The following is a 24945-nucleotide window of genomic DNA, read 5'->3' on the forward strand; positions in this document are numbered from 1 at the left end:
TCATCTCTTCCCCTCTTTTGTTATATGCATAAATAAAGCATGATACGTTGCCATTATCCCTTCATTTCCCGTGAAGTCTCTTTCGTATATGCGCAGCATCGCACGAAAGAGTGAGGGACTTTGACAATATGATCCTTCATTGCTATTAGTCGCTCCTACTTTTCGAATAGAATGCAGAAACTCCTTAACTTCTGTAAAACTCTCTATGTAACATGTTTCAGAAACATGCACATCCCCTGTTTCTATCTTGCATATATGAAGCAACTGATCTTTTGAATAAAAACGTTGACCAATCGATGTTTCATTTTTTATATTTCTTTCTTCTTTCGCACGTTGGAACGAAGTATGCAATTCTTGAAATGTTTCATGTCCAAACGTTGAAAAGAGTAATATCCCATCTATAGACAAATGATGAAATAAATTTCTTAACACTTGTTGTAAATTATTTAACCATTGAAATGTAGCATTTGAAATAATGACATCATATGATTCTTCTAATCGTAATCGCTCAATATCTTCACAGTGAAACGTTACATTTTTTACATTTTGTCTAGTTTGCGCAATCGCAATCATACTTTCAGCAAAATCAACTGCTGTAATATGTGCTTTCGGAAATAACTTTGATAATTGCTCTGTTACATACCCCGTCCCGCACCCCAGTTCTAAAATACGTATCGATGCCGTTTCACTATATCGTTCCTTTAAGATTGAAAGTAATGAATGTGCCATCTTTTTTTGTACATTTGCATATCGATCGTAAGATACGGCTGCCCCATTAAACCGTTTTTGTAGTAACGTTTTGTTGATCATGTCGTATCCCCTCTACAAATTGAATTATCTCATTTACACAATATTCAAAATTCGTTACACATAACGCATGCCCTGCTTCACTTACTACTTTCAGCTCGCTACTGCTATTCTCCGTCATACTACGTGCCGCAGACAATGGGCATATTACATCCTGTTCTCCGTGAATAAGTAGTATAGGTACTTTAATTTCTTTTAGTTCTTCTCTCATATCTGTTTCTATTAAATAATCCAAACCTAGTTGTAAAGACTGAATAGAATCACCTTTAAAACGGTCTACAATGTCTTCAAAGTTTTTATTCTCTTTTAGCTCATCTTTCGTAAACATATTTTCATAAAACCGCTTGAGCGTATCTTCTTTCCTTCTCGCCAAATTCCTTTTCAGCCGCTCTACATGCAAAGCATTCCATCCGTTACTGTAATCGCTCGTATTTGTAAATTTAGCAGTACCACCAATTAATACGATGCCTTTTGCCTTAATCTTTTTATAAGCTTCAACTGCTGCTAACGCTCCTAGTGACCATCCAACTAAAATTACGTTGTCATTATGCGCTACATCTATAATTCGTTCCGCAAATTCACTTCGTTCGTTCACATTACGCCAATCTATGCATTGAACAGAATATCCTTTAAAATACGGAAGTACTAAATCCCAAATATTCTCTTCCATTCCCCATCCGGGGATAAAAATAATCTTTAGCTCTTTCATACGAAAATCTCCTCTTCTTTCGCAATGTGAATAATTCGGTCAATAGCCCATTTTAAATCAGCTATTGTATGTTGCGATGTAACTGCAAAGCGAATTCGAGAACTATGAACCGGCACAGTTGGCGGACGAATTGCAATGGCCGCAATCCCTGCCTCTTGCAACCTTTTACTAAACCGTAAAGCATGTTCATTTGAACCGACTACAATCGGTACAATATGAGTTGAGCTATTCCCAATATCAAAACCAGCATCCCTTAATTTAGTTCTGAAGTATTCTCCATTTGCTATAAGGTTCTCTCTTCTTTCGTTATCTTCTTTTACAATTTCAATTGCTTTTTGCACCGCTCCTAACGTACTTGGTGGTAAAGCTGTAGTAAAAATAAAGCTTCTCATCATATTTTGTAAATACTCTATATAAATTTCATCACCTGTCAAATACGCACCATAACACCCTAAAGCCTTGCTAAACGTCCCCATATGTATATCAATTTTTTGAGCAAGATTTTTTTCTATATGCGATAACCCAGCTCCGCCGATTCCATATATTCCACTCGCATGTGCTTCATCGACTATAATGATTGCCCCGTATTTCTCTTTCAGCTGTACTAAATCTCTCAAATACGCAGTATCACCATCCATACTAAAAACGGTATCTGTTACGATTAATTTCCTTTTTTCAGGCGAAGCCATTTTCAACAACTTCTCTAAATGATCCAAATCATTATGACGATACCTTTTATGCTCTGCCCCGCTTAATATGATTCCATCAACAATACTTGCGTGATTTAACTTATCACTAAAAACAATATCGTGCCGAGAGGCTAAAGAAGATATGGCACCTATATTTGCCGTATATCCACTATTTACAATTAAAGCTCTTTCAGTACCTTTCCAGTCACATATGCTTCTCTCAACCTCTTCATATAATGGATGATTTCCTACAACAAGGCGGGAGGCAGTCGCTCCAGTTCCATATCTTTTTGTACAGGCAATAGCAGCTTCTTTTAACCTTTCATCTCCAGCTAACCCTAAATAATTATTTGACGCTAAATTTAACATCCTTTTTTTATCTCGAATAAGCCAAGTCTCTTCTGCCTTCTCTGTTACATGCAAATCACGATACTGCCCTTGCTCATGTAATTGTTGTAATTTAGATTGAAGGTGCGCCCGCCACGTTTGATTCATTTTGGATAAACTCCTCTAATTTTGAAATCATAATATGTTCTTTTGCAGCTTCTAATACTTCTTCTTTCGTAAACTCACCTGCAAAGAATGGCAATAATCCTAAAACTGGTACCCCGCTCAGCTCTTCAATCATCTCTTTATTTTCTTGCACTCTTTCCATTTCACATTCTTTGCAACCTGATAAAATGACACCCGCTATGGTTAAGCCATGCGCCTTTGCGTAAGCAATCGTTAACACTGTATGATTTACTGTTCCTAATGTAGGACGAGCTACTACAATAAGAGGCAACTGTAATTCTGTTGCAAAATCAATTACTAAAGCATCTTCTGTATATGGGACAGCAAGCCCACCTGCTCCTTCTACAAATAAGCTATTAAACTCTTTTAATAGTTCATTATAGTAATCAGTAATTTCTTTTAACTTTACTACTCTTCCAGCTCTTTTCATGGCAAGTCTCGGAGCAAGTGGTTCTTCAATAGAATAAGGGCAAATTTCATTTTCTTGTGTCGGTACACCTGATAGTACTTTTAACCTTGCCGCATCTCCCTCAGGGTTTGATGCAACATGCCCACTTTGCAACGGTTTATATACCCCTACGTTATATCCTAATTCTCTAAATACACCTGCCATAGCACCTGCAACTACTGTTTTTCCAACTTCAGTATCAGTTGCTGTTATGAAAAAACCACTCATTATTCTCCCTCCGTAACATCCGAGATTGCCTTGTATAAAATACGTAACATATCATCAATCTCTTCAAAAGTAGAAGCAAGTGGCGGCATAAATACAATCGTATTACCTAGCGGTCGTAAAATCATACCCAGCTCTCTTGAGCGTTTACATACTTGAACACCGACTCTTTCTGTCCAGTCAAAAGCTTCTTTCGTTTCCTTATTCTTCACAAGCTCAATACCAACCATTAATCCGCACTGACGAATATCACCTACATGTTTATACGCAAAGAGCTTTTCTAATTGCGCTGCCACATAATCCGTTTTACGTGCCACTTCTTCTATTAAATTTGTTTTTTCATATAGTTCTAGATTCGCGATTGCTACGGCACACCCTAACGGATTGCCTGTGTAGCTATGTCCATGGAAAAATGTTTTTTGTTCTTCATATTCTCCTAAGAAAGCATTATATATTTCATCTGTCGTTACCGTAACTGCAATTGGTAAATATCCACCTGTTAAACCTTTCCCAGCAGTTAAAATGTCTGGCGTCACATTTTCATGTTCACACGCAAACATTTTCCCTGTACGCCCAAATCCAGTCGCTACCTCATCTGTAATAAATAATACATTGTACTTTGTACATAAATCGCGCAGTCCTTTTAAATATCCTTTTGGCATTGTAATCATTCCGCCAGCACCTTGCATTAATGGCTCTACAATGATGGCAGCTACTTCTTCATGCTTTTCTTTCAACAATTCTTCCATTTCTTCTAAATGGCTTTTTACAATTTCCTCCTTATTATTTCCGTAAGGAGAACGATATGTATATGGATACGGCATTTTAATCGCATCAAATAAGAGCGAACTATACACTTGGTGAAACAAGTCTATTGCTCCTACTGAAACAGCTCCAATTGTATCACCGTGATATGCTTCTTTTAATGTAACGAATCTTTGTTTCTTTGGTTTCCCTTTATGCTGCCAATATTGGAAAGCCATCTTAATTGCAATTTCAACAGCGGTAGAACCTGAATCAGAGTAGAATACCTTCTTCAATCCATCTGGTACAACCTCAATAATTTTTTCTGCTAATAAAATAGATGGAACGTTAGCAAGTCCTAACATAGTAGAATGAGCAATTTTATTTAATTGCTCACGAATTGCTTCATCTAATTCCGGTACTTGATGTCCGTGAACATTTAACCATATAGATGAAACACCATCCCAATACTCATTACCATTTACATCGTATAGTTTTCTTCCCTCTCCACGTTCAATAATGACAGGATCTTCTTCTAAATAATCTTTCATTTGTGTAAATGGGTGCCATACATAAGCTTTATTTTTCTCTGCTAATTCTTCATATGTATAAGATGATTTTTCAATCGTTTTACTGTTTATTGTCACAATTGCCACCCCTAATGTTAACTTGTTTATAAATATAGTTAACATTAAATCCGAATGACTGTCAATTATTTTAAAATCAAATAGTTCTTAAAAAAGAACAACTTATCATACGATAAGTTGTTCTACTTTCCATGCTGTATCTTTCCAATTTCTAAAATAATTTCTTCATCTTTTTTTCCCTCTGTATCAATTCCAAGTTGCTTAGCGTGCTCAATTAATAAATCATGACGCTTCTCAAACCTAGCGGTATTCACTTCTTTCGTAACCTCTTCTTTTGTTTTCCCCTCAGTAGAAACTCCTAGTTTCTCTGCTGCTTTTTCCATTGATTTCTTCTCTTCTATTTCTTTTACTTTCTTCACTTCTGACTGTTGTATTTGCTTTTGTTTCAACTGCTCTGATTCAGCCGCAAAAGCTGTGTAAATTCCAGCACTTCCTCCAATAACTAATAAAGTGGTAAAAAGAATTATTTTTTTCTTCACTCTTTCCTCCCCCTTTCAAATTCATTATAACGTACATTTTTACAGCGTTAAAAACAATTCTCCTTTATTTCCCTAAAAAAATATTTAATATTTTTATTGACATGTAAGATGAAAATATGATAAAAATTTAACTAACATCATATGAATCGGCGTTGATAGGATTTAGTAGTATTTCGATTTCTGATTTCAGAGAGCTGGTGGTCGGTGCGAACCAGTACAGAGCGAATTATGAATTACCCCCTGGAGCTTCTTTTACGAAACGTAAGGAGTAGTGAAAGACGGTTATAGACCGTTATGTCTAAAGAGTGGTGGAACGAAACTGTTTCACAATTTAGGGTGGTACCGCGAATTTTTCGTCCCTGCATATATTGCAGGGGCGTTTTTATTTTATTAACGCATATCATACGACCCTTTATTTTGTGATACATTCATTTCACAAGCTAGGGTGGTACCGCGATTTCTTCGTCCCTGCATAATTATATGCAGGGGCGTTTTTTTATCCAATCATTTCCGCATCATATTGAGATATGGACAATTACCGGTAATTTGTCACAAAATTCTAAATTCTAGAAGGAAATAAACAATATTGGCGAATTTTATATAAAAAAGAGCTATTTTAGATTACTTAGGAGGGGAAAACAATGGTTTCAAAAATTGAATCTGTTCTTTTAACAATTTTTATCTTTTTCTGCATTGGCTTTAGTGTTATCAAATTAGAAGTTTCACCACACATCCCAATTTTATTTGGTATCGTTCTTTTATTAGCATTTGGATTCTTGAAGAGAATCTCTTGGTCTACTATGGAGAAAGGGATGATCAGTAGTATTTCAGCTGGTATTCCATCTATATTTATTTTCTTACTTGTAGGCGTATTAATTAGCGTTTGGATCGCAGCTGGAACTATTCCAACTTTAATGGTATACGGCTTCCAACTTGTATCTCCAAAAATTTTCGTTCCAACTGTTTTTGTTGTTTGTGCAATTGTTGGAACGAGTATCGGTAGTGCATTTACAACTGCTGCAACTGTAGGACTTGCCTTTATGGGAATGGGTACTGCCCTTGGATACGATCCAGCTCTTATTGCTGGTGCAATTATTTCTGGTGCATTCTTCGGAGATAAAATGTCTCCTTTATCTGATACAACAAACTTAGCGCCTGCTGTAACAGGTGTAGATTTATTTGAACATATTCGTAACATGCTTTGGACAACAGTGCCAGCTTTCATTATTGCATTTATCGCATTTTTCATTTTAGGAAGCGGATCTGGTGGAAACGTTGATTTCTCAGCATTTATTAACACATTAGAAAAAAATACATCAATTTCTATCGTTACACTGATTCCTATTTTATTACTGTTCCTATTCGCATTTAAAAAGGTACCCGCAGTTCCAACATTACTTGCAGGAATTGTGGTAGGAATTATTATTCTCTTTATTTTTAAACCTAGCACTTCTTTAGCTGATTTAATGAAAATTATGCAAGACGGTTACGTTTCTAAAACTGGTATCAAAGATATTGATAGCTTATTATCTCGCGGTGGCCTGCAAAGTATGATGATGTCGATTGCCCTTATTTTCCTAGCTCTTTGTATGGGAGGATTATTACAAGGAATGGGTATTATAGCGCAGCTGATGAATATTATCTCTAGCTTCGTAAAAAATAGCACACGCTTAATTATTTCTACTGCTTCAACTGCAATTGGTGTAAACTTCTTACTTGGTGAACAGTACTTATCAATTGTTTTAACAGGACAAGCATTTGCTAATAAATACGATGAAGTCGGTTTAGAACGTCGTAATTTATCACGAGTATTAGAAGATGCAGGTACAGTTATTAACCCGCTCGTACCATGGGGTGTAAGTGGCGTATTCTTAACAAACGTCCTTAGCGTTCCAACATTCGATTACCTTCCATACGCAATCTTCTGTTTAGCTTGTCCAGTCGTAACGATTATCGTCGGCTTTACTGGATTTGGCCTGTCATGGAAGAAAGAAAAAGCAGTACCAGTTTCATAATATAACAAAAAGGATTACCAAATCGGTAATCCTTTTTATATTTCTCGACTATCTATTCGCTTTCTTTCTTCTAAATAACAGAAGGAATCCCGCTCCAACAAACGCAAGACCAGCTCCAATTGTAGAAGCAATACTTGCACCTGTTTTTGGTAAATCACGTTCATCTTTTTCAGCTTCTTTATTTTCACTTACAGTTGTTGTTGTTTCTTTTGTATTTTGATCATCTGTTGTAGTTTGTCCAGATCCAGTATTGTTTCCATCTTGCTTTGGTTCATTACCATTATTACCTTCTTCTGTTGGTGGTGTTGGGTTTTCTCCATTACCTGTTGGCGGTGTCGTTGGATTTTCTCCACCACCTGTTGGCGGTGTCGTCGGATTTTCTCCATCACCTTTCGGCGGTGTCGTTGGATTTCCTTCACCAGTTTCTTTATCATCATTCTTCTTCGTTATATCAATTGCATATTTAGCAAATTCATTTTCAGATGGTCCAACATATGAAATCTTTCCATCTGCCTTTATATACTTTTGTGCATTTGGTGAAGAATCAAATGTTGTATTTAATTTATCTGCAACAATCGGTTTAAACGTCCAATTTTTATCTGCTTCCGGATTAATAACTGGTGTTTCTTGCATATACTTCACAATAATTTGACGTGTTTCATCTTGTGATTGGTATACAACTTCCCCTTTACTTACACCCGGGAACGTCTGGCTACTTCCACGATAGTTATTTGTAGCGACGATGAACTCTTGCTCGTCAGCTACTGGCTTACCTTCATATGTCATATTTATAATACGATTCGTATTTGCATTTACAACTTTTCCATCTTTATCGTATTTCGCCGGTTGTGTTACATCAATTTCGTATTTTAAGCCATCTAAAATATCAAAGTTATATGTAGGATAGCCTATATTTACTAATGGCTGTTCTTCTGTTTTCTTTGGATCAATTTGATTAAACTGACCTGCAGACATTTCAAGCCATTCTTTCACTTGTGCCCCATTTACTTTTACAGCATATAACGTATTTGGATACACGTATAAATCTGCAACGTTTTTAATCGCTAACGTTCCAGCTGGAATATCAGTATAATATGTTGCACCGTTTCGGCCACCTGCTTTAAATGGTGCACCTGCAGATAAAACTGGAATTCCTTTATATTTGCTATACTGTCCATTTTCAGCAAATAACTTTTCTACATACCACTTTTGTGCATTTGTCACAAGTTGTACAGAAGGATCATCTTGTACTAATGAAAAATAACTATTAATTGGTGCTTTCGTTTCACCTACAGCTGTATTTACATAGTCGATTGTCGCTTGATGATCGTCTTTAATTTCATTAACTAAATTTTGATCAGATTCTACTAATGGTTTTCCTTTACTATCAGCAATCGGACGAAGTTGCGGCTTCGATTGCTCTTTTTGTACTTCCCATGTTCCGTTTACCTTTTTCAATTGCATATCAATAATACCTAAGTTACTACCAAAAACACCAGGCATTACAACTGGAACACCATTAAATACATCCTTCACTTCAGTATGTGAATGTCCCATTAATACTGCATCTACGCCAGGAACTTGCGTTGCTAAATGATATGATGCATTTTCCATTTTATTCGCTTCTTTATATTCGCTCTTATCGACGCCTGAATGAGCCAATGCAACGATAATATCTGCACCCTCATCTTGCATTTTTTTCACCATTATTTTTGCTGTTGCGACGATGTCTTTCGCTTTTACTTTTCCTTCTAAGTTCGCTTTATCCCAGTTCATGATTTGTGGTGGAACAAATCCCATTACACCAATTTTCACTATTTGTTTTTGACCTGCTTCATCCACTACTTCTTTCTTTAAAATATGATATGGTTTAAAATAATTTTCATCGTTCTCTTCCTTATCATCATGGTCAACTTTATATACATTCGAGTTAATAACCGGGAAATCCGTTTTTTCAATCACCTTGTTTAAATAATCTAAACCGTAGTTAAATTCATGATTCCCAAGAGAGATGACGTCATACTTCATTAAATTCATTACACGATATAATGGATGTGTATAACTAGGATCCACAAGATTTTTCGGATCATTTATTTTATTCGCTACGTAATCCCCAAGCGGTGTCCCTTGTAATGCATCCCCATCATCAAATAGGACAGAGTTTTTCACTTCTTCACGTGCTTTATTAACGAGTGTTGCCGTTTGTACAAGACCTACTTTATTATCTGTTTTCGTTTGATAATAATCGTAATTCATTAAGTTAACGTGAATATCTGATGTTTCTAGAATTCGTAAGTTAACTGTACTCTCCCCAGTGTTATCATCTGCATGAGCTGTTGCTGGCATTACTTGCGGTGCCATTACACCAATCGCAAGAGTTGCTCCAGCTAGCATTTTTTTTGACTTTTTCACAAAAAATCCCCCTTATACAATTACCAGAAATAATGAAATGAATCCCTATCTGTCTCTAACCACATACCTTTTTTCTTCTATTAGAGACACAATTTTCATTTCACCCTGCGCTAACGAGTAGTCCCCTTAAACGCTCGATTGATGAAGACTAACAATTAATAGGAAATAAAGCTCCCACTAATTAAAATTTCACCTTATCTGACATTATCATATATAAAGTTCTTTCCTATCGTCAATATTTTTTGACAAACTTCAACAAATTTTCTGTAAAGTTATTATAAACTTTTCATAAACATATAATATGCCCTTACATTGCTAATACTGCTGAATATGATACAATTACCAATTACAAGGAGGATGAATTTATGAAAAAAGTCATCTTAACAATTGTTTGTCTCCTCCTTCTGATCATTTCTTATTCTTATTTTGAAAAGAACGACGAGACAAAACAAAATGAATCTGAAGAAAAAACAGAAAAAACATCTGCCCCAAATTGGATTGATAAGCAAACAAACGAATCTTTTTATCATCTTGTATTAGGTGATTCACTCGCTAAAGGATATGGATCGACACAAGGTGGATTTGCTGAATTAGCTTCTAAGCAAATAGAAGCACAAATTCATAAACCAATTACAGTAGAAAACCTTGGGGTAAACGGTCTTACAACAGATCGTCTCGCTAAAAAAGTTCAATCAGAAGATGTAAAGGAAAAAATTAGAGCAGCAAATATAATTACAATTAATATTGGAGGAAATAATTTATTTCGTTTAAATCGTGATGTTGGTGTTATAGATGGTATAAAAATGTTAAATAAAGAAAAAGCTCATTTTGAAGCGGATGTAAAAAATATTGTAAAGACAGTCCGAGATCAAAATCCGGATGCTTTACTCATTCTTTCTGAACTCTATAACCCGTTACAACTCGATGACTCCATCGCAAGTTATGCAGATATGTTTTTAGACGGCTGGAATGAATCCGTTTATTCCATTGCAAAAGTGAATCAACCATCTATCGTTTTGCCAATTCGTAAATTAATATCGAATGATAAAAAAGAATTGCTCTTTGACCAAGTACACCCAAATGATAAAGGCTATACGATTATTGCCGATTCATTTACAAAAAAAGTGTTGGCCTACAAATATTAAAATTCCCATGAAACAATTCTATTTTTATAACATGTCTTTTTTGTTACAATGATAGTGGAAGGGGGCCTTTATATGGAATCACGCGAGTGGGAACGTATTGTTGATCATCTTCTTTCGCTAGTGCCTCTTTTTTATCGCAAATTTATGCTTCCTGGAGAATTTTCTTCTCAAAGACATATGCCGCCATCACATACACAAGTATTACTGCTTTTGCATGAAAACGGCACATTAGCAGTTTCCGAAATCGGCAAGCGGCTAGCGATTTCACGGCCTAACATGACACCTCTATTAAACAAACTTATTCAAGAAGAACTAATAGAGCGTCATTATAGCGAAAAAGATCGACGGGTCATTTTAATTTCTCTAACAGCTGAAGGGAAATTATTAGTAAATCAGTATCAGCAATTCATTTTAGACAAACTAAAAGAAAATTTCCAAACATTATCTGAGGAAGAGCGCGAAAAGCTCATTCATTCTCTTCAAACCATTCAAAATTTAATTTTGAAAACAAACGTATAAAGCTGCTTCTAAATAGAAGCAGCTTTATGATTCGTAATAATTACCATAGTACACATTGGAATATGGCCATGTTGTTAAATATGGTTTTTTTTCCTGTGTAGGCTGTTGTTGTGGTAATTGTGGTATTTGCTGTAATTGTTGTTGCCGATATAATTCGTATTGTCTACTCGTATCATAAACCGGATAATAATTTACATATGGATATACTTGAGGTACGTAATAATAATACATTATCCTCTCCTCCTTTTTCTTAAACATATTCAAAGGAGAAAATGAATGTGACATTGTTTATAATTGTACAAGTGGTTCTCTCACTCGTTTCTTCCTTTTCTTCAAGCGTAACTTACGGTTCTTTTCGTATAAATAATGCACAACGAAATATGAAATGAGACCAAACACAACTCCTAAAATCGTCATTCCAATTAATACATACACTTCACTTTGTAATAAGCTCTTTAATATCGTAAAAATGTGACTTGAAAACAAGTCCGCTATCGTAAATGGTTCATGATGAATTTTCTGTACATGAAATGGATAAATCATTTTTCCTAGCGCATACGCAAGCGGAAATAAAAATACTGGGAGAAACGATATTTTCCCAATAATATTGCCAATAACTGCCGCAGGAAAAGATCCCTTTGCTAACCTGACGATTGGATAAAATATTACATATACGAGCGATGCCGTATAAATGACTAACATTTCTAAGCCGAATCCTATAGCAAACCCTAACGATACTTTCTTTGCGCCTTCTGGCGATCGAAGCAACTTATAATATTGAAACTTTAATATTCTCCATATCCGCTGAAAAAACGAATATGTTTTCTTAGTTGTTTTCACCCTCATCATCTCTTTAACTATATTTTTATATGTAGTATGTCCTTACACACTCTGAAAAACAAATTTAGTTTTCTCTTTTATTATAAATGATATCGAAATGGTTAACCAAATATACATCCGACATTTTAATATAAAAAAACCTCCCTTTTAGGAAGGCTCTTCTACATTTCTAAATAAACTCACTAATAATGCTTTTTGAGCATGCAATCGATTACCAGCTTGCTCAAAGACGATAGACTGTGGTCCATCTATAATTTCTCCTGTTACTTCTTCTTCACGATGGGCAGGTAAACAGTGTAAGAAACGATATGTTTGCTTCGCATGCTTAACAAGTTCTTTATTAATTTGGTAAGGTTGAAATAAAGAATATTTCGCTTCTTCTCCCTCTTGCCCCATGCTCATCCAAACGTCAGTATAAATGAAATCTGCTTCATTCACCGCTAATTCAGGATCATGCAAAACTTCAATTTCAGCTCCTGTTTCCTTGGCAATCGCTAACGCTTTTTTTACAATCTCTTCATTCGGTTCATATCCTACAGGCGTTGCAACAGTCATATGCATTCCGACTTTTGCACTCGCTAGCAACAATGAATGACATACATTATTTCCGTCACCTACGTAAGCCAATTTTATTCCTTTAAATGTATTTATTTCTTCATATATCGTCATGAGGTCTGCCAATGCTTGACAAGGATGATGATCATCCGTTAAACCGTTAATAACAGGAATACTCGATTCTTTTGCAAGCTCTTCTACATCCGCGTGTGAGAATGTACGTATCATGATCCCGTCAATATACTGCGATAATACTTTCGCAGTATCTGAAACGGTTTCTCCTCTTCCCATTTGCATCTCTTTCCCACTTAAAAACATACCATGTCCCCCGAGTTGTACCATTCCCGCTTCAAAAGATACACGAGTACGAGTTGAATGCTTATCAAAAATAAGCCCTAATATTTTGCCTTGTAATAAAGGCTCTTGCTTATTCTTTTTTAAATATATAGCGAACTCAATTAAAGAAATAATTTCTTCTTTCGTTAATTCTTCTAGTGTTAAAAGATCTTTCGTATTTAATTTCGGTACTTGTACAGTTGACATGAAACTTCCCCCTTATATGATTGATACGTTTTTTGTACAAACTACTTTTTTTATTATATATACTGCCTGTTCTAACTCTTCATTCGTGACAATGAGTGGCGGTAATAGTCTTATAACATTAGGGCCTGCTTGTAATACGAGAAGTCCTTCGTTTTCTAGTTGTTCTATAAAACTTGCAACTTCATGCTTACACTCAATCCCAATCATAAGCCCCTTACCACGTATATTTTGAATACATTCGACATGCTGTAATTCCTCTTGCAACTTCTCTAATACGTACTCGCCTTTTTCTTGTACTTCTTTTAAAAACGATGGTTTTTTACTCACTTGCAATACTTCTTTCGCTGCAGCCATCGCGATGTAATTCCCGCCAAAAGTTGAACCGTGTGATCCTGCAGTAAACGACGTTCCGAGCTCTTTCCCGCCAATCATCGCTCCGACAGGAATCCCATTCCCAAGTGCCTTTGCAACGGTAACGATATCAGGCTCTATTCCCACTTGTTCATAAGCGAATAGTGTTCCAGTTCTTCCTATCCCCGTTTGTACTTCGTCTATAATAAATAAGGAACCGAACTTATTACATAATGTTTCAATCTCTTTCAAAAAAGATAGATCAGCAGGTATTACTCCTCCCTCTCCTTGAACAACTTCTACCATTACCGCCGCAACTTCTTCATTCATTACTTCCTCTAATGCTTTAATATCGTTAAAAGGGATATGTAAAAAAGATGGAAGTAATGGACCAAATCCTTCTTTCACCTTATCTTGGCCCGTTGCACTCATCGTTCCAAATGTTCTACCGTGAAAAGACTGCTGGCATGTTACGACGAGAGATTTTCCAGTATGCTTACGTGCTAACTTTAAAGCTGCTTCATTTGCCTCTGCCCCACTATTACAGAAAAACACATAATCTAATGCTCTATTTTCTGTTAATAATGACGCAACTTCTTCTTGTAAGCTGTTTGTAAACAGGTTAGATATATGCCATATATCATCAAGTTGCTCTTGTACACCTTTGAGAACAGTAGAGTGACAATGTCCTAAATTACATACGCCAATTCCTGCTGTAAAATCTAAATATTGCTTACCTTTATTATCAATAACTTTCGTTCCAGTTCCCTTTACAAACTCAATAGTTCTTCTGCCATACGTTTGAAAAAGATGACTCGTCATGCAATACTCACACCTTTCGTTACCGTCGTTCCAATAAACTCTCCCGTAACCTCAGTAAAATCTTTTGTACCATTCACAATACTTATCTTTTGCACTCCCATTTTTAATGATGCTAGTGCCGCCTGTACTTTCGGAATCATCCCACCTGTAATAACACCTGTTTCTATAAAAGTTGCAATTTCAGATTCATCCGTTTCCTTTACCAAATTCCCTTCATGTAATATTCCATCTACATCCGTAATAAAAATAAGCTCTTTTGCCCCTAACGCGGCCGCAATCCCAGCTGCAGCATTGTCCGCATTTATGTTATAAATTTCATTACCATTTACCCCGATTGGAGCAATAACAGGAATATACCCCATATTTATTAATCCTTTTAATAAGGCTGTTTCTACATAACTTACTTCTCCCACATATCCTATCTCCTCGCTGACAGGTTGAACTTGAAGTAAATTACCGTCACACCCCGAACAACCTACAGCAAGTAAATTATGCTTTTGTAAATTCATTACGAGTTTTTTATTCGTACTTCCGCATAGCACCATTTGAACAACATCCATAACTTCTTTTGGTGTTACGCGTAATCCATCTCTTTTTTCTACGTTGATGTTACAATCTTTTAATTTGGCATCAATTTCTGGCCCACCACCATGAACAATCACTACTTTATACTTCTGTTGCAATTTCTTTATACAATCAAAAAACACAGCATTTAATTGATTCAACATACTACCGCCGCATTTCACTACAATATAATCGCTCATCTTCTCTCTCCTTATGTACGATAACAAGCATTTATTTTCACATATTCATAGCTTAAGTCACAGCCCCAAGCTGATCCTGTCTCTTCACCTAAGTGTAAGTACACATTAATGACTATTTCATCTTCTTGTAATCTCTCTTTCATTTCTTCTTCAGAAAATATTTGAGGCTCACTATTTTTTAATACCGATATAGATTGAAGAGTAATGTCAATTGTGTTCGGATTAATAGCTACTTCACTTTGTCCAATACTGCTAATAATTCGCCCCCAGTTTGGGTCTTCACCATGTATTGCTGTTTTCACAAGACTCGAACCGACTATTTGCTTTGCAATTTTTTTTGCCTCTTCATTCGTTTGAGCTCCTAGCACATTTACTTCTATTAACTTCTTAGCTCCTTCACCATCTTGCGCAATTTTTTTCGCTAAATCTTCACATACCTTCTGTAAAGCACATACGAAAGTTTCCCAATCTGTATGTTCCATATTTATCGGTCTTGTTTCTGATAATCCACTTGCCATAACGATGACCATATCATTCGTAGAAGTATCTCCATCTACCGTAATTTGATTAAATGTATGATTCGTAATTTGGGATAACACTGTTTGCAATACGTCATGCTCTATATGAGCATCTGTCGTAATAAAACTAAGCATCGTTGCCATATTCGGATGAATCATCCCTGAACCTTTTGCAACACCCGCAATCGCCACTTTCTTCCCATCAATAATCATTTCATAGCAAGTTTCTTTCGTTATAAGATCCGTCGTTAAAATTGCTTCAGAAAAACAATATGCTTCACTTTCTTCCTTCGTTGGTATAAGAGTTGCAACTCCCTTTCGGATTATATCCATCGGCAGTGGAACACCAATTACACCTGTTGAAGCTACTGCAACGTAATTTTCTTTCATCCCAAAATGTTCCGCCCCTAATGCGCGCATCTCGTATGCGTCTTGTAATCCTTTCATTCCAGTACAAGCATTTGCATTTCCACTATTGACGATAATAGCTTGTAATTTCCCTTCTGCCGTTATACTATCCTTCGTTACTTGCAAAGGAGCTGCTTGTATTTGATTCGTTGTATACACAGCGGCACATGATGCTGGTACATCACAAACGATGGCACCTAAATCCTTTTTCTCCTTTTTTAAACCATTTGCAGTACCAATTGCCGAAAAGCCTTTCGGCGTTACAATTGAACCATTTTCTAATTTTGTAATAGACGCTACTTTAATCATCATGTCCCCCTTATAGATAAAGCGGCATATGTTGTAAACCTGTTGTCTCTTCTAGTCCCGCTATTATGTTTGCATTTTGAATCGCTTGCCCAGCCGCGCCTTTCATCATATTGTCTATAACAGAAACGACCGTAACTCTTTCAGCTCTTTCATCGTAAGCTATGCCAATATCACAATAATTTGAGCCTCTCACTTCTTTTGGACTTGGAAATTTCCCTTGCGTACAAATTCGGATGAAAGGCGATTGTTCATACGTTTCTTCATACAATTTTTGAAGTTGCTTTATTTCCATCTTTTGTTTTACTTTTGCATAAAGTGTAATCATGATTCCTCGTGATATCGGTATTAAATGTGTGCTAAATGTAATTGGCTGTGATTCACTATTCCATTCTGTAAGCATTTGCTCAATCTCTGGAACGTGCTGATGCTCATTCACTTTATAAATGTGCAAGTTATCATATAGCTCAGGAAAATGAGTCATTGTTGTTGGTGTTTTACCTGCTCCTGATACCCCTGATTTCGCATCAATAATAATCGAATCTTCTTCAATCATGCCGCTACGTACTAACGGCGCTATCGCTAGCAATGTGGCTGTAGCAAAACATCCTGGGTTTGCAATTAAATTTGCCTTTTGAATCCCAGTCCTTTTCCATTCACTTAACCCATACACTGCTTTTCTAAGAATTTCTTCTTTCGCTGCTGGCCTTTTATACCACAGTTCATATGACGAAGGATCTATCATACGAAAGTCTCCAGATAGGTCAATTACTTTTAAACCTTCTGCTAATAACTTGGGAGTTAACTCCGCCGATACTCCTGCTGGGGTTGCTAGAAATACGAATTCTGCTTCTTTTCCTATCGTCTCCACATCAATTTCTTGTAACGTATGAAAAAGGACATTTCGAAGATGCGGATATACATTTGTTATACACTCACCAACTTGTGAAAAAGAATGGAGAGATGCTATCGAAAAATATGGATGTTGTTCTAATAAACGAATTAACTCAATGCCCCCATATCCAGTGGCTCCAATAATTGCGACTTTCATAAGTTCCTCCTCATATCGATTCTTTAAATTAAGTATGATTATAATATTGTATATTTATAGAGTCAATTAAATATTTATAAATTTTTAAATCTAAAAAAACTTAATTTTACTAGAAAAATAATATACTTAACCGAATTTTTATACAAAAACAGTGCATAGTAGTTTTTTTATTTCACTTCAAGTACAATAAAACAATACATACGTACATACAGGCGAGGAAAAATATGAACGAAAAATTAATTGAGAAAATGATTATAAAAAGTTTTCAGCAATATCAATGCAGTCCAATATCAAAAGAAGATCAGGAAATGCTAGTGAAACATATTCAAACGGTGACTCATTCAAATATTGAAATTGATTTATACGAGGAAATTGAGGATATTGTTTATGATTATGTAACTGGAAAACAATAAAAAATAGGAGATTTCCATATGGAAATCTCCTATTTTTTACTTAATGATTTACCTGCTACACGTTCAAATAAACCTGGGAATAAAGCATAAAGTTTCGGGCCAATTCCCATCCACTTCGGTAAGTTTACTTCACGTTTTTTCGTGTGTATCGACTTTACGATTTGTTCTGCTACGTATGTTGGTTTTAACATGTAACGTCCCATATTCTTTACATATGTACCAGATTGATCCGCTATTTCAAAAAAGTTTGTATCTATCGGACCTGGATTAATTGCTGTAACATAAATATCTGTATTCGCTAATTCCATGCGTAAACTATTCGTAAATCCTAATACGGCATGTTTCGTTGCTGCATAAGCACTCGATTTCGGAGTTGCAATTTTTCCAGCAAGTGAAGCAATATTAATAATATGTCCTTCATTCTTGTTTACCATATAAGGTAGTACCTCTTTCGTACATGCTACTAATCCAAATACATTTACTTGGAACATATCTTTTACTTCACCCATTGACGCATCTTCAAACGTTTTAAAAATACCAAATCCCGCATTGTTTACTAATATATCAATACGTCCCACTTCTTGTAATACCTTTGAAAAAACAGACTGTACTTCCATCTCTTCACTTACATCTAATACATAATAATAGCAAGGCGTATTATAAGTTTCTTTAATTTTGTCTACTAACGCTTGTAGTTTCTCTTCTGTTCGAGCCATTAATACTGGAGTCGCTCCCTGTGCTGCAACTTGCATTGCAACTTGCTCACCAATCCCACTAGAAGCACCTGTAATGACGATTACTTTATTTTGTAAACGTCCTGTCATTGCTGTCACCTACTTTGCATAATAAATCAATTGTTGCGATGACTCATCAATCATCACTTGTTGATTATATGCTAAATAGTCCAATTGTCCAACCGTTTCTGAAATAGTAAGTGGTAATTGTTCTTTATATAATACTGGAAATAATTTTACACATACTTCAAATGCTGTCATTGGTTTTTCCTTTAATAACTCAAGCACTTTAAAAGCACGTGTTTCTTGCTTTTGTAATCTCGTTTCAATAAGTTGTTTCACATTTAGAACATCTTCCCCATGCCCTGATAAAATGCGTGAAATATTCATTTCGCTTAAACGCTGTAATGTTTGATTATATTGTAGTAATGGGCGTGCCCGTTCTGTTTGCCCTTCATATGGTGGTTCTAGTATTGGATTCGAAGAAATATGACTAATGAGAGCATCTCCACCAATTAATATTCCATCAGATTCTCTATATAAAGAAATATGAGTAGAAGCATGACCTGGTGTTTCAAGCACTGTAAATCCAGGCAAAGAATTAATACGATCTCCTTCTCTCACAGTATGCGTTAACGATCTATTACAAGAATATTTAAGTGTCCTCGTCGTCAATAACGACTCGTCTTTCAAAAATGCTACTGGCACACCAAACTGTAAGGCCGTCTCTCTAAAAAATTCATGATACCGCTTTAAAAACTCTGGATTTTGTGTGATCCAAGGCTCATTCCAAGGATGTCCAATAATATTCGTCTTCTCAGAAAATATATTTAAAAGTCCACAATGATCTGCATGATGATGCGTAATGACTACTGTTTCAATATCTTCTATCGTATGTCCTAATGCACCTAATTGACTTTCTAACGCATTTCTTGCCTCTTCTGTATTCGTCCCTGTATCAATTAATGTTAATGTCTCCCCCTCAACTAAAAACACATTCACAGTTTCTACTGCAAATGGTACAGGAATCTCCATTCGGTGAATCGCCGTCATGCTTAGCCCCCCTGTCTCTTTCCGGTTCAAAAATGAATACTTCTTCAGTTTACAACTTCTATATATATTTGTCATTATTTTCAGATAAAAAGAGGTGTTTCCTATAAAAAAACGAATGTATGTACATTTATAAGAATTTCTAACCAAAATTAAAGGAGGAACATCATGTCTATTCAAAACATTTCCTTTCTCGGTGCAGGCTCTATTGCTGAAGCTATTATTGGTGGCTTGTTACATGCAAATGTTGTTAAAGGTGAACAAATTACTGTAAGTAATCGTTCTAACGAGACAAGATTACAAGAGCTACATAAAAAATACGGTGTCAAAGGTACTCATAATAAAAAAGAATTACTTACTGATGCAAATATTCTTTTTCTAGCAATGAAACCAAAGGATGTTGCAGAGGCGCTTACCCCTTTTAAAGAATACATAAATAATAACGTGCTTATTATTTCATTACTAGCAGGTGTTTCTACTCACTCAATTAGAAAACTACTTCAAAAAGACGTTCCAATTATTCGTGCAATGCCAAATACATCCGCAGCCATTTTAAAATCAGCTACCGCTATCTCCCCTTCGAAACATGCAACAGCGGAACATATTCGCACTGCAACATCTTTATTTGAAACAATTGGTCTCGTCTCTGTTGTAGAGGAAGAAGATATGCATGCTGTCACTGCATTATCCGGAAGTGGACCTGCTTATATTTATTACGTAGTGGAAGCTATGGAAGAAGCTGCAAAAAAAATTGGTTTAAAAGAAGATATTGCAAAATCACTTATTCTTCAAACGATGATTGGTGCTGCTGAAATGCTAAAAGCAAGTGACAAACACCCTTCTATTTTGCGAAAGGAAATTACTTCTCCTGGCGGAACTACCGAAGCAGGTATTGAAGTATTACAAGAACATAAATTTCAACAAGCACTTATTTCTTGTATTACACAGGCAACGGAACGATCACATAATCTTGGAAAAACATTAGAACAACTAACAAAAGAAAAATAGAAAAAGGAGCTCAAGTTTATTTGAGCTCCTTTTTCTATAATTACACTTAGTTATTGTTCTTCCCAAAAATCTCTTCTTGCAGGCGACGACCAGTCGGCGTTGCTGCAAGTCCACCTTCCGCTGTTTCACGAAGTGCTACTGGCATCGTTTGTCCGATTCTAAACATTGCCTCAATTACTTCATCACATGGAATTGTACTCGTTACACCAGCTAATGCTAAATCTGCTGAAATCATCGCATTTGCAGCTCCTGCTGCATTACGTTTTACACAAGGTACTTCTACAAGTCCTGCAACAGGATCACACACTAAACCAAGCATGTTCTTTAATGAAATTGCCATCGCTGTAGCTGCTTGATCTTGTGTTCCACCAGCCATCTCAACTGCAGCTGCAGCCGCCATTCCACTTGCTGAACCAACTTCAGCTTGGCATCCTCCTGCCGCACCAGAAATACAAGCGTTATTCGCAACAACCATACCGAAAGCTCCTGCTGTAAATAAGAATTCAATCATTTCTTCACGTGTAGGCTGCAATTTTTCTCTTAGCGCAAATAGTACACCTGGCACTGTTCCGGCAGACCCTGCTGTTGGTGTTGCACAAATAATTCCCATCGCTGCGTTTACTTCATTTGTTGCAACAGCTTTGCTTACTGCATCCAAAATCGTATCTCCAGATAAGCCTTTTCCACTCTTCATATACGCTTGAACTTTTACAGCATCTCCACCAGTTAAACCAGTTGGTGATTTCACGCCGCGAATACCACGTTCTACTGCTTGTTCCATCACGACTAAGTTCTTTTCCATACCAGCAATTACTTCTTCACGTGAAATACTTCTTGTTTCCATTTCACATTGAATCATAATTTCTGCGATTTTTACATTTTGTTCTTTAGCTTGCGCCACTAGTTCCGCTGCGTTCCGAAACATGGTGTGTCCCCCCTGCAATTAATCCATAATAGTTACTTGACAAATATTTTGTTGCGCTTTTATTTCTTCAATTACTTCATCTGCTAATAATTCATCTGTTTCAATAACCATAAGCGCTCTTCTTCCTTTTTCTTTACGAGAAACACTCATTGTACTAATGTTAATCTCGTTTGTAGCAAGGATTGAAGCTACTGCTGCAATAGCACCAAAGCGATCGTTATTTACAATAAGTAGTGCTGGACTTGTGCCTGATAATTGAAGATCGAATCCGTTTAATTCTACAACTTCAATTTTACCGCCACCAATTGAGCAAGCAACCACTTCAATTTCTTCTTCACCTTTATACAAACGAATTTTCGCTGTATTTGGGTGAGGTGCATTGGCATCTTCTTCAATGAATTCCACTTCAATTCCGCGCTCTTTTGCTATTTCTAGCGCCTCTGGAATACGTAAGTCATCTGTTTCAAATCCTAATATTCCACCGATTAGTGCTACATCCGTACCATGCCCTCGATACGTCTTTGCAAATGATCCATATAACGAAATGCTTACTCTTTCTGGTTCATGACGAAACAGCTGGCGAGCAACTTGCCCCATTCTTGCCGCGCCTGCTGTATGTGAACTTGATGGTCCAATCATAACTGGACCGATAATATCAAATACTGAGCGATACTTCATCATAACTCCCCCTAAACCTCTATGCAAAAATTTATTCTACTATTCTATTAACCTGCTACATCTGTCGCTTTTCCAGTTGTACCACGAATTTGTTCTGCTGTATGAATTGGATAATTTTCAAATAACAGTAATCCAATATAACCTGAAATAATACCAGTTATAATAATACATAAGAATCTTAGCATTATTTTCATTAAAAAATGATATAAGATAATCCACAATAAAGTCTGGTAGCAATCCAAAGTTTAACACAGAAGCCATTGCAAGGATAGCATAAACAAGCGATATCTTTCCTATTATAATTCTCATGTTACTCTCTCATGGTTTAGTCAACTTCACTTGTTACGATAATAACTAAAAAGCATGTGACTTATCATAAATTATAATCTGCCCTCATTATAGCTTGTTTTTTATAAAACGCTTACTTTTGTTGAATTTTAAAAGTTCTGAATAAAAGTCCATTCCTGCTATTTGTATCACTTGTATGTCATCTGACTTATATAACAGTTTTTCTAAATAATCATTATTTCGTATTTTTATCGTATATATTCAAACCATTCTAATTTTCTGTATCATCCAAGTATAAATATAAAATAATAACAGTTTTATTTTTAAATTTTTTTAGACATAAAAAAATGGTAACCTATCGTTACCATTTTTTACAAAATTATTATTTTTCTACTGGGAATGATTTCAAATCTGTCGCTATTTCTGTATTAGAAAACAACTCTCTTGCCTCTTTCAATAATTCCTTATATGTATCTCCTTGATAGCGAGAACTAATGTGAGTTAAGATTAATCGCTTCGCATTTGCCTGAAGTGCAATGCTCGCAGCTTGCTTAGATGTGGAATGAAAATAATCATGCGCTTGTTGCTCATCTTCTGCTGCGAAAGTCGCTTCATGGACAAGTACATCTGCATCTTGCGCAAGCTCCCTACTCGCTTCGCAATATCGCGTATCACCTAAGATAGTAATAATTCTTCCTTTTTGAGGTGGGCCGATAAACTCATTTCCATTTAATATCGTGCCATCCTCTAATTCAACTACTTCTCCATCCTTTAAACGTTTAAAGATTGGACCTGGTTTCACACCCATCTCAAGCAACTTATCAACTAAAAGAGCACCTTGTATATCTTTCTCTACAATACGATATCCAAAACATTCTATACCGTGTGACAATCTTTTCGTTTCTACATAAAATTCATTATCTTCAAATACGGTACCTTCTTCTGTTATCTCCACAACTTCAAGTGGATATTTCACATGTGTCGTACTTACCGATAATGCCACTTCAATAAATTGTTTAATTCCTTTCGGTCCATACACCGTTAAAGGCGTAGTTCCTCCTTGAAATGAACGGCTACCTAATAAACCAGGCAATCCAAAAATATGATCGCCATGTAAATGCGTAATAAATATTTTTTCAATGCGGCGCGGACGTACAGATGTATGTAATATTTGATGTTGCGTGGCCTCGCCACAATCAAATAACCAAGTTTGTCCTCGTTCTTCTAACAATTGTAAAGCAATTGCTGAAACGTTCCTTCCTTTTGAAGGAACACCTGCACCAGTTCCTAAAAATACAAATTCCACTTTCTTTCCTCCAGCTCTAAATATACTCTATCTCTCATCTTACGGAATGTTATTTCAAATGGCAAATTGAATTTACATAACCAATCATCTAGACAACTATATAACACGAACGTTATACTTAAAAAATTTAGCAATCGTTCGTGTTTTGTGTTAAAATGATTATACTACATTTTAAGGGAGCGTTTTATTATGAAAGAAGTATTTCGTTTACAAACTGATTTTTCATCTTCATTTGATCGCTGGGTAAGTTCTTTCGTGTCTGATCACCCAGCACAATTAGAATGGACAACTTTAAAGGAATTAATCCATGAATATACAACATCACATACAAATGATACGTTACCAGCATATATTTCTTCAGCTTTAACATATTACGCCCAACGCGTTTCAACTACAAACAGTTCAGAGATTGTTATTTTTGAAAACCCTACAATCTCGTAATCTATAATAAAAAAGCACTGGTTACAGTGCTTTTTTTATTTATACTTATTTAGCAAATGATTATATTCCGTCCAAAAGTCTGTATACATACTTTGATCAAACTCATCTAAAATTACCTTTTCACTTGATTTATTGAATAATTCTTTTGCTTGTAGCGCAAAAGAAACAATTTGTTTTCTATATTCATTTTCATTTACTTCTATATGAAGCCCTTCATAGTATATAGCCTCTTGATCAGTAGAAATAACTTTGACAAAATCCTTTAAAACCACATTTTCACCTATATGGTTTATAGTCCAATGAATTGAAATTGGGCATCCTAACATGAGCATAGTGCCACATCCGTGCAAAATAAGCCCCTCTTCATTTTCAATATCACAAATATATTCTTTATCTAAAGTTCGTAACAGAGCTAAAGCTGATTCACTTATTCCCCATTCCTCATCCATACCTGTCTGCGTAATAATCGTTCCAGCCACATTTAAATATATTTCTCCATGAGAACATAAATCTTCCTGCTCATTAAACAACCACTTTTGATTCTCAATATTTATAATAAAATTTTGTGGTACCATTACAAATTCCCCTCTTA

The 24945-nt window shown here is 35.8% G+C and carries 27 protein-coding genes and 1 other annotated feature; of the genes, 6 read left to right on the forward strand and 21 right to left on the reverse strand.

The window, feature by feature from the left end; genetic code table 11:
- From bioC to AC241_RS20400, 6 genes are all read right to left on the reverse strand, one after another.
- Window positions 1-810 (reverse strand): malonyl-ACP O-methyltransferase BioC, encoded by an 810-nt coding sequence (bioC, locus tag AC241_RS20375; RefSeq protein ID WP_029443262.1) that lies wholly within the window; start codon window positions 808-810, stop codon window positions 1-3.
- On the reverse strand, window positions 776-1516 hold the full coding sequence (locus AC241_RS20380; RefSeq protein WP_050844487.1) for an alpha/beta fold hydrolase: 741 nt from the start codon (window positions 1514-1516) through the stop codon (window positions 776-778). Before AC241_RS20380 ends, bioC begins: the two co-directional genes overlap by 35 nt.
- Complete coding sequence (bioF, locus tag AC241_RS20385; RefSeq protein ID WP_050844488.1) at window positions 1513-2700, reverse strand: 8-amino-7-oxononanoate synthase; 1188 nt, start codon at window positions 2698-2700, stop codon at window positions 1513-1515. Before bioF ends, AC241_RS20380 begins: the two co-directional genes overlap by 4 nt.
- On the reverse strand, window positions 2666-3394 hold the full coding sequence (gene bioD, locus AC241_RS20390; protein WP_050844489.1) for a dethiobiotin synthase: 729 nt from the start codon (window positions 3392-3394) through the stop codon (window positions 2666-2668). The genes bioF and bioD overlap by 35 nt, the downstream gene beginning before the upstream one ends.
- Entirely contained in the window at window positions 3394-4827 is a 1434-nt protein-coding gene (gene bioA, locus AC241_RS20395; protein ID WP_048563857.1) for an adenosylmethionine--8-amino-7-oxononanoate transaminase, read from the reverse strand. Before bioA ends, bioD begins: the two co-directional genes overlap by 1 nt.
- A gap of 77 nt (window positions 4828-4904) precedes the next feature.
- Window positions 4905-5261, reverse strand: a complete 357-nt coding sequence (locus AC241_RS20400; RefSeq protein WP_000726902.1) for a hypothetical protein — start codon at window positions 5259-5261, stop codon at window positions 4905-4907.
- A 143-nt stretch (window positions 5262-5404) separates the two neighbouring features.
- Window positions 5405-5625: a binding site (T-box leader), on the forward strand.
- 277 nt (window positions 5626-5902) lie between these two features.
- Between AC241_RS20400 and nhaC the strand changes: the two genes are divergently transcribed.
- Window positions 5903-7276, forward strand: coding sequence for a Na+/H+ antiporter NhaC (nhaC, locus tag AC241_RS20405; RefSeq protein WP_050844490.1), 1374 nt, complete (start codon window positions 5903-5905; stop codon window positions 7274-7276).
- A 48-nt stretch (window positions 7277-7324) separates the two neighbouring features.
- Here nhaC and cpdB read toward each other — a convergent pair whose 3' ends face one another.
- On the reverse strand, window positions 7325-9688 hold the full coding sequence (gene cpdB / locus AC241_RS20410; protein ID WP_048563855.1) for a bifunctional 2',3'-cyclic-nucleotide 2'-phosphodiesterase/3'-nucleotidase: 2364 nt from the start codon (window positions 9686-9688) through the stop codon (window positions 7325-7327).
- A gap of 365 nt (window positions 9689-10053) precedes the next feature.
- Between cpdB and AC241_RS20415 the strand changes: the two genes are divergently transcribed.
- On the forward strand, window positions 10054-10833 hold the full coding sequence (locus AC241_RS20415) for a GDSL-type esterase/lipase family protein (protein WP_016080356.1): 780 nt from the start codon (window positions 10054-10056) through the stop codon (window positions 10831-10833).
- Window positions 10834-10905: 72 nt separating this feature from the next.
- On the forward strand, window positions 10906-11352 hold the full coding sequence (locus AC241_RS20420; RefSeq protein ID WP_000445819.1) for a MarR family winged helix-turn-helix transcriptional regulator: 447 nt from the start codon (window positions 10906-10908) through the stop codon (window positions 11350-11352).
- Between the two features lie 24 nt (window positions 11353-11376).
- Here AC241_RS20420 and AC241_RS20425 read toward each other — a convergent pair whose 3' ends face one another.
- The 7 genes from AC241_RS20425 to argC all read right to left on the reverse strand — a co-directional run bounded on the left by AC241_RS20425 (window position 11377) and on the right by argC (window position 17510).
- Entirely contained in the window at window positions 11377-11583 is a 207-nt protein-coding gene (locus tag AC241_RS20425) for a hypothetical protein (RefSeq protein WP_016080355.1), read from the reverse strand.
- 57 nt (window positions 11584-11640) lie between these two features.
- Entirely contained in the window at window positions 11641-12201 is a 561-nt protein-coding gene (locus AC241_RS20430; protein ID WP_050844491.1) for a DUF2062 domain-containing protein, read from the reverse strand.
- A gap of 138 nt (window positions 12202-12339) precedes the next feature.
- Window positions 12340-13290, reverse strand: a complete 951-nt coding sequence (argF, locus tag AC241_RS20435) for an ornithine carbamoyltransferase (RefSeq protein WP_050844492.1) — start codon at window positions 13288-13290, stop codon at window positions 12340-12342.
- Window positions 13291-13302: 12 nt separating this feature from the next.
- Window positions 13303-14463, reverse strand: a complete 1161-nt coding sequence (locus AC241_RS20440; protein WP_050844493.1) for an acetylornithine transaminase — start codon at window positions 14461-14463, stop codon at window positions 13303-13305.
- Window positions 14460-15227 (reverse strand): acetylglutamate kinase, encoded by a 768-nt coding sequence (gene argB / locus AC241_RS20445; protein ID WP_050844494.1) that lies wholly within the window; start codon window positions 15225-15227, stop codon window positions 14460-14462. Before argB ends, AC241_RS20440 begins: the two co-directional genes overlap by 4 nt.
- 11 nt (window positions 15228-15238) lie before the next feature.
- Complete coding sequence (gene argJ / locus AC241_RS20450; protein ID WP_050844495.1) at window positions 15239-16462, reverse strand: bifunctional glutamate N-acetyltransferase/amino-acid acetyltransferase ArgJ; 1224 nt, start codon at window positions 16460-16462, stop codon at window positions 15239-15241.
- A gap of 10 nt (window positions 16463-16472) precedes the next feature.
- Window positions 16473-17510, reverse strand: a complete 1038-nt coding sequence (gene argC / locus AC241_RS20455; RefSeq protein WP_050844496.1) for an N-acetyl-gamma-glutamyl-phosphate reductase — start codon at window positions 17508-17510, stop codon at window positions 16473-16475.
- Window positions 17511-17734: 224 nt separating this feature from the next.
- Here argC and AC241_RS20460 point away from each other — a divergent pair, with 224 nt between their 5' ends.
- On the forward strand, window positions 17735-17923 hold the full coding sequence (locus AC241_RS20460; RefSeq protein WP_001003222.1) for a YqzH family protein: 189 nt from the start codon (window positions 17735-17737) through the stop codon (window positions 17921-17923).
- A gap of 29 nt (window positions 17924-17952) precedes the next feature.
- Here AC241_RS20460 and AC241_RS20465 read toward each other — a convergent pair whose 3' ends face one another.
- Window positions 17953-18747 carry an SDR family NAD(P)-dependent oxidoreductase gene (locus AC241_RS20465; protein WP_043935912.1) on the reverse strand — a complete coding sequence of 265 codons (795 nt, stop codon included), beginning with the start codon at window positions 18745-18747 and terminating at the stop codon, window positions 17953-17955.
- Window positions 18748-18756: 9 nt separating this feature from the next.
- Window positions 18757-19710, reverse strand: coding sequence for an MBL fold metallo-hydrolase (locus AC241_RS20470; RefSeq protein ID WP_016080348.1), 954 nt, complete (start codon window positions 19708-19710; stop codon window positions 18757-18759).
- Between the two features lie 165 nt (window positions 19711-19875).
- Between AC241_RS20470 and proI the strand changes: the two genes are divergently transcribed.
- A complete protein-coding gene (proI, locus tag AC241_RS20475; protein WP_050844497.1) occupies window positions 19876-20715 on the forward strand; it encodes a pyrroline-5-carboxylate reductase ProI in 840 nt (279 codons plus the stop codon).
- A gap of 46 nt (window positions 20716-20761) precedes the next feature.
- On the opposite strand, the gene sdaAA is transcribed toward proI, so the two are convergent.
- The 4 genes from sdaAA to rnz form a co-directional block, all read right to left on the reverse strand.
- Window positions 20762-21640 (reverse strand): L-serine ammonia-lyase, iron-sulfur-dependent, subunit alpha, encoded by an 879-nt coding sequence (gene sdaAA, locus AC241_RS20480; protein WP_000489461.1) that lies wholly within the window; start codon window positions 21638-21640, stop codon window positions 20762-20764.
- A gap of 18 nt (window positions 21641-21658) precedes the next feature.
- The gene (gene sdaAB, locus AC241_RS20485) at window positions 21659-22318 is read right to left on the reverse strand and encodes an L-serine ammonia-lyase, iron-sulfur-dependent subunit beta (RefSeq protein WP_000877449.1); all 660 of its coding nucleotides are present in this window, start codon (window positions 22316-22318) and stop codon (window positions 21659-21661) included.
- Window positions 22319-22365: 47 nt separating this feature from the next.
- Complete coding sequence (locus AC241_RS34860; protein ID WP_173927902.1) at window positions 22366-22503, reverse strand: hypothetical protein; 138 nt, start codon at window positions 22501-22503, stop codon at window positions 22366-22368.
- A 485-nt stretch (window positions 22504-22988) separates the two neighbouring features.
- Window positions 22989-23912 carry a ribonuclease Z gene (rnz, locus tag AC241_RS20490; protein WP_000397454.1) on the reverse strand — a complete coding sequence of 308 codons (924 nt, stop codon included), beginning with the start codon at window positions 23910-23912 and terminating at the stop codon, window positions 22989-22991.
- A 189-nt stretch (window positions 23913-24101) separates the two neighbouring features.
- Here rnz and AC241_RS20495 point away from each other — a divergent pair, with 189 nt between their 5' ends.
- Window positions 24102-24353, forward strand: coding sequence for a DUF3932 family protein (locus AC241_RS20495; protein ID WP_000665709.1), 252 nt, complete (start codon window positions 24102-24104; stop codon window positions 24351-24353).
- A gap of 35 nt (window positions 24354-24388) precedes the next feature.
- Here the strand turns inward: AC241_RS20495 and AC241_RS20500 are convergent, their stop codons facing one another.
- The gene (locus AC241_RS20500; protein ID WP_050844498.1) at window positions 24389-24928 is read right to left on the reverse strand and encodes a hypothetical protein; all 540 of its coding nucleotides are present in this window, start codon (window positions 24926-24928) and stop codon (window positions 24389-24391) included.
- Window positions 24929-24945: the final 17 nt, after the last annotated feature.

It is taken from the genome of Bacillus thuringiensis (assembly GCF_001182785.1).
GTDB lineage: Bacteria > Bacillota > Bacilli > Bacillales > Bacillaceae_G > Bacillus_A > Bacillus_A thuringiensis_S.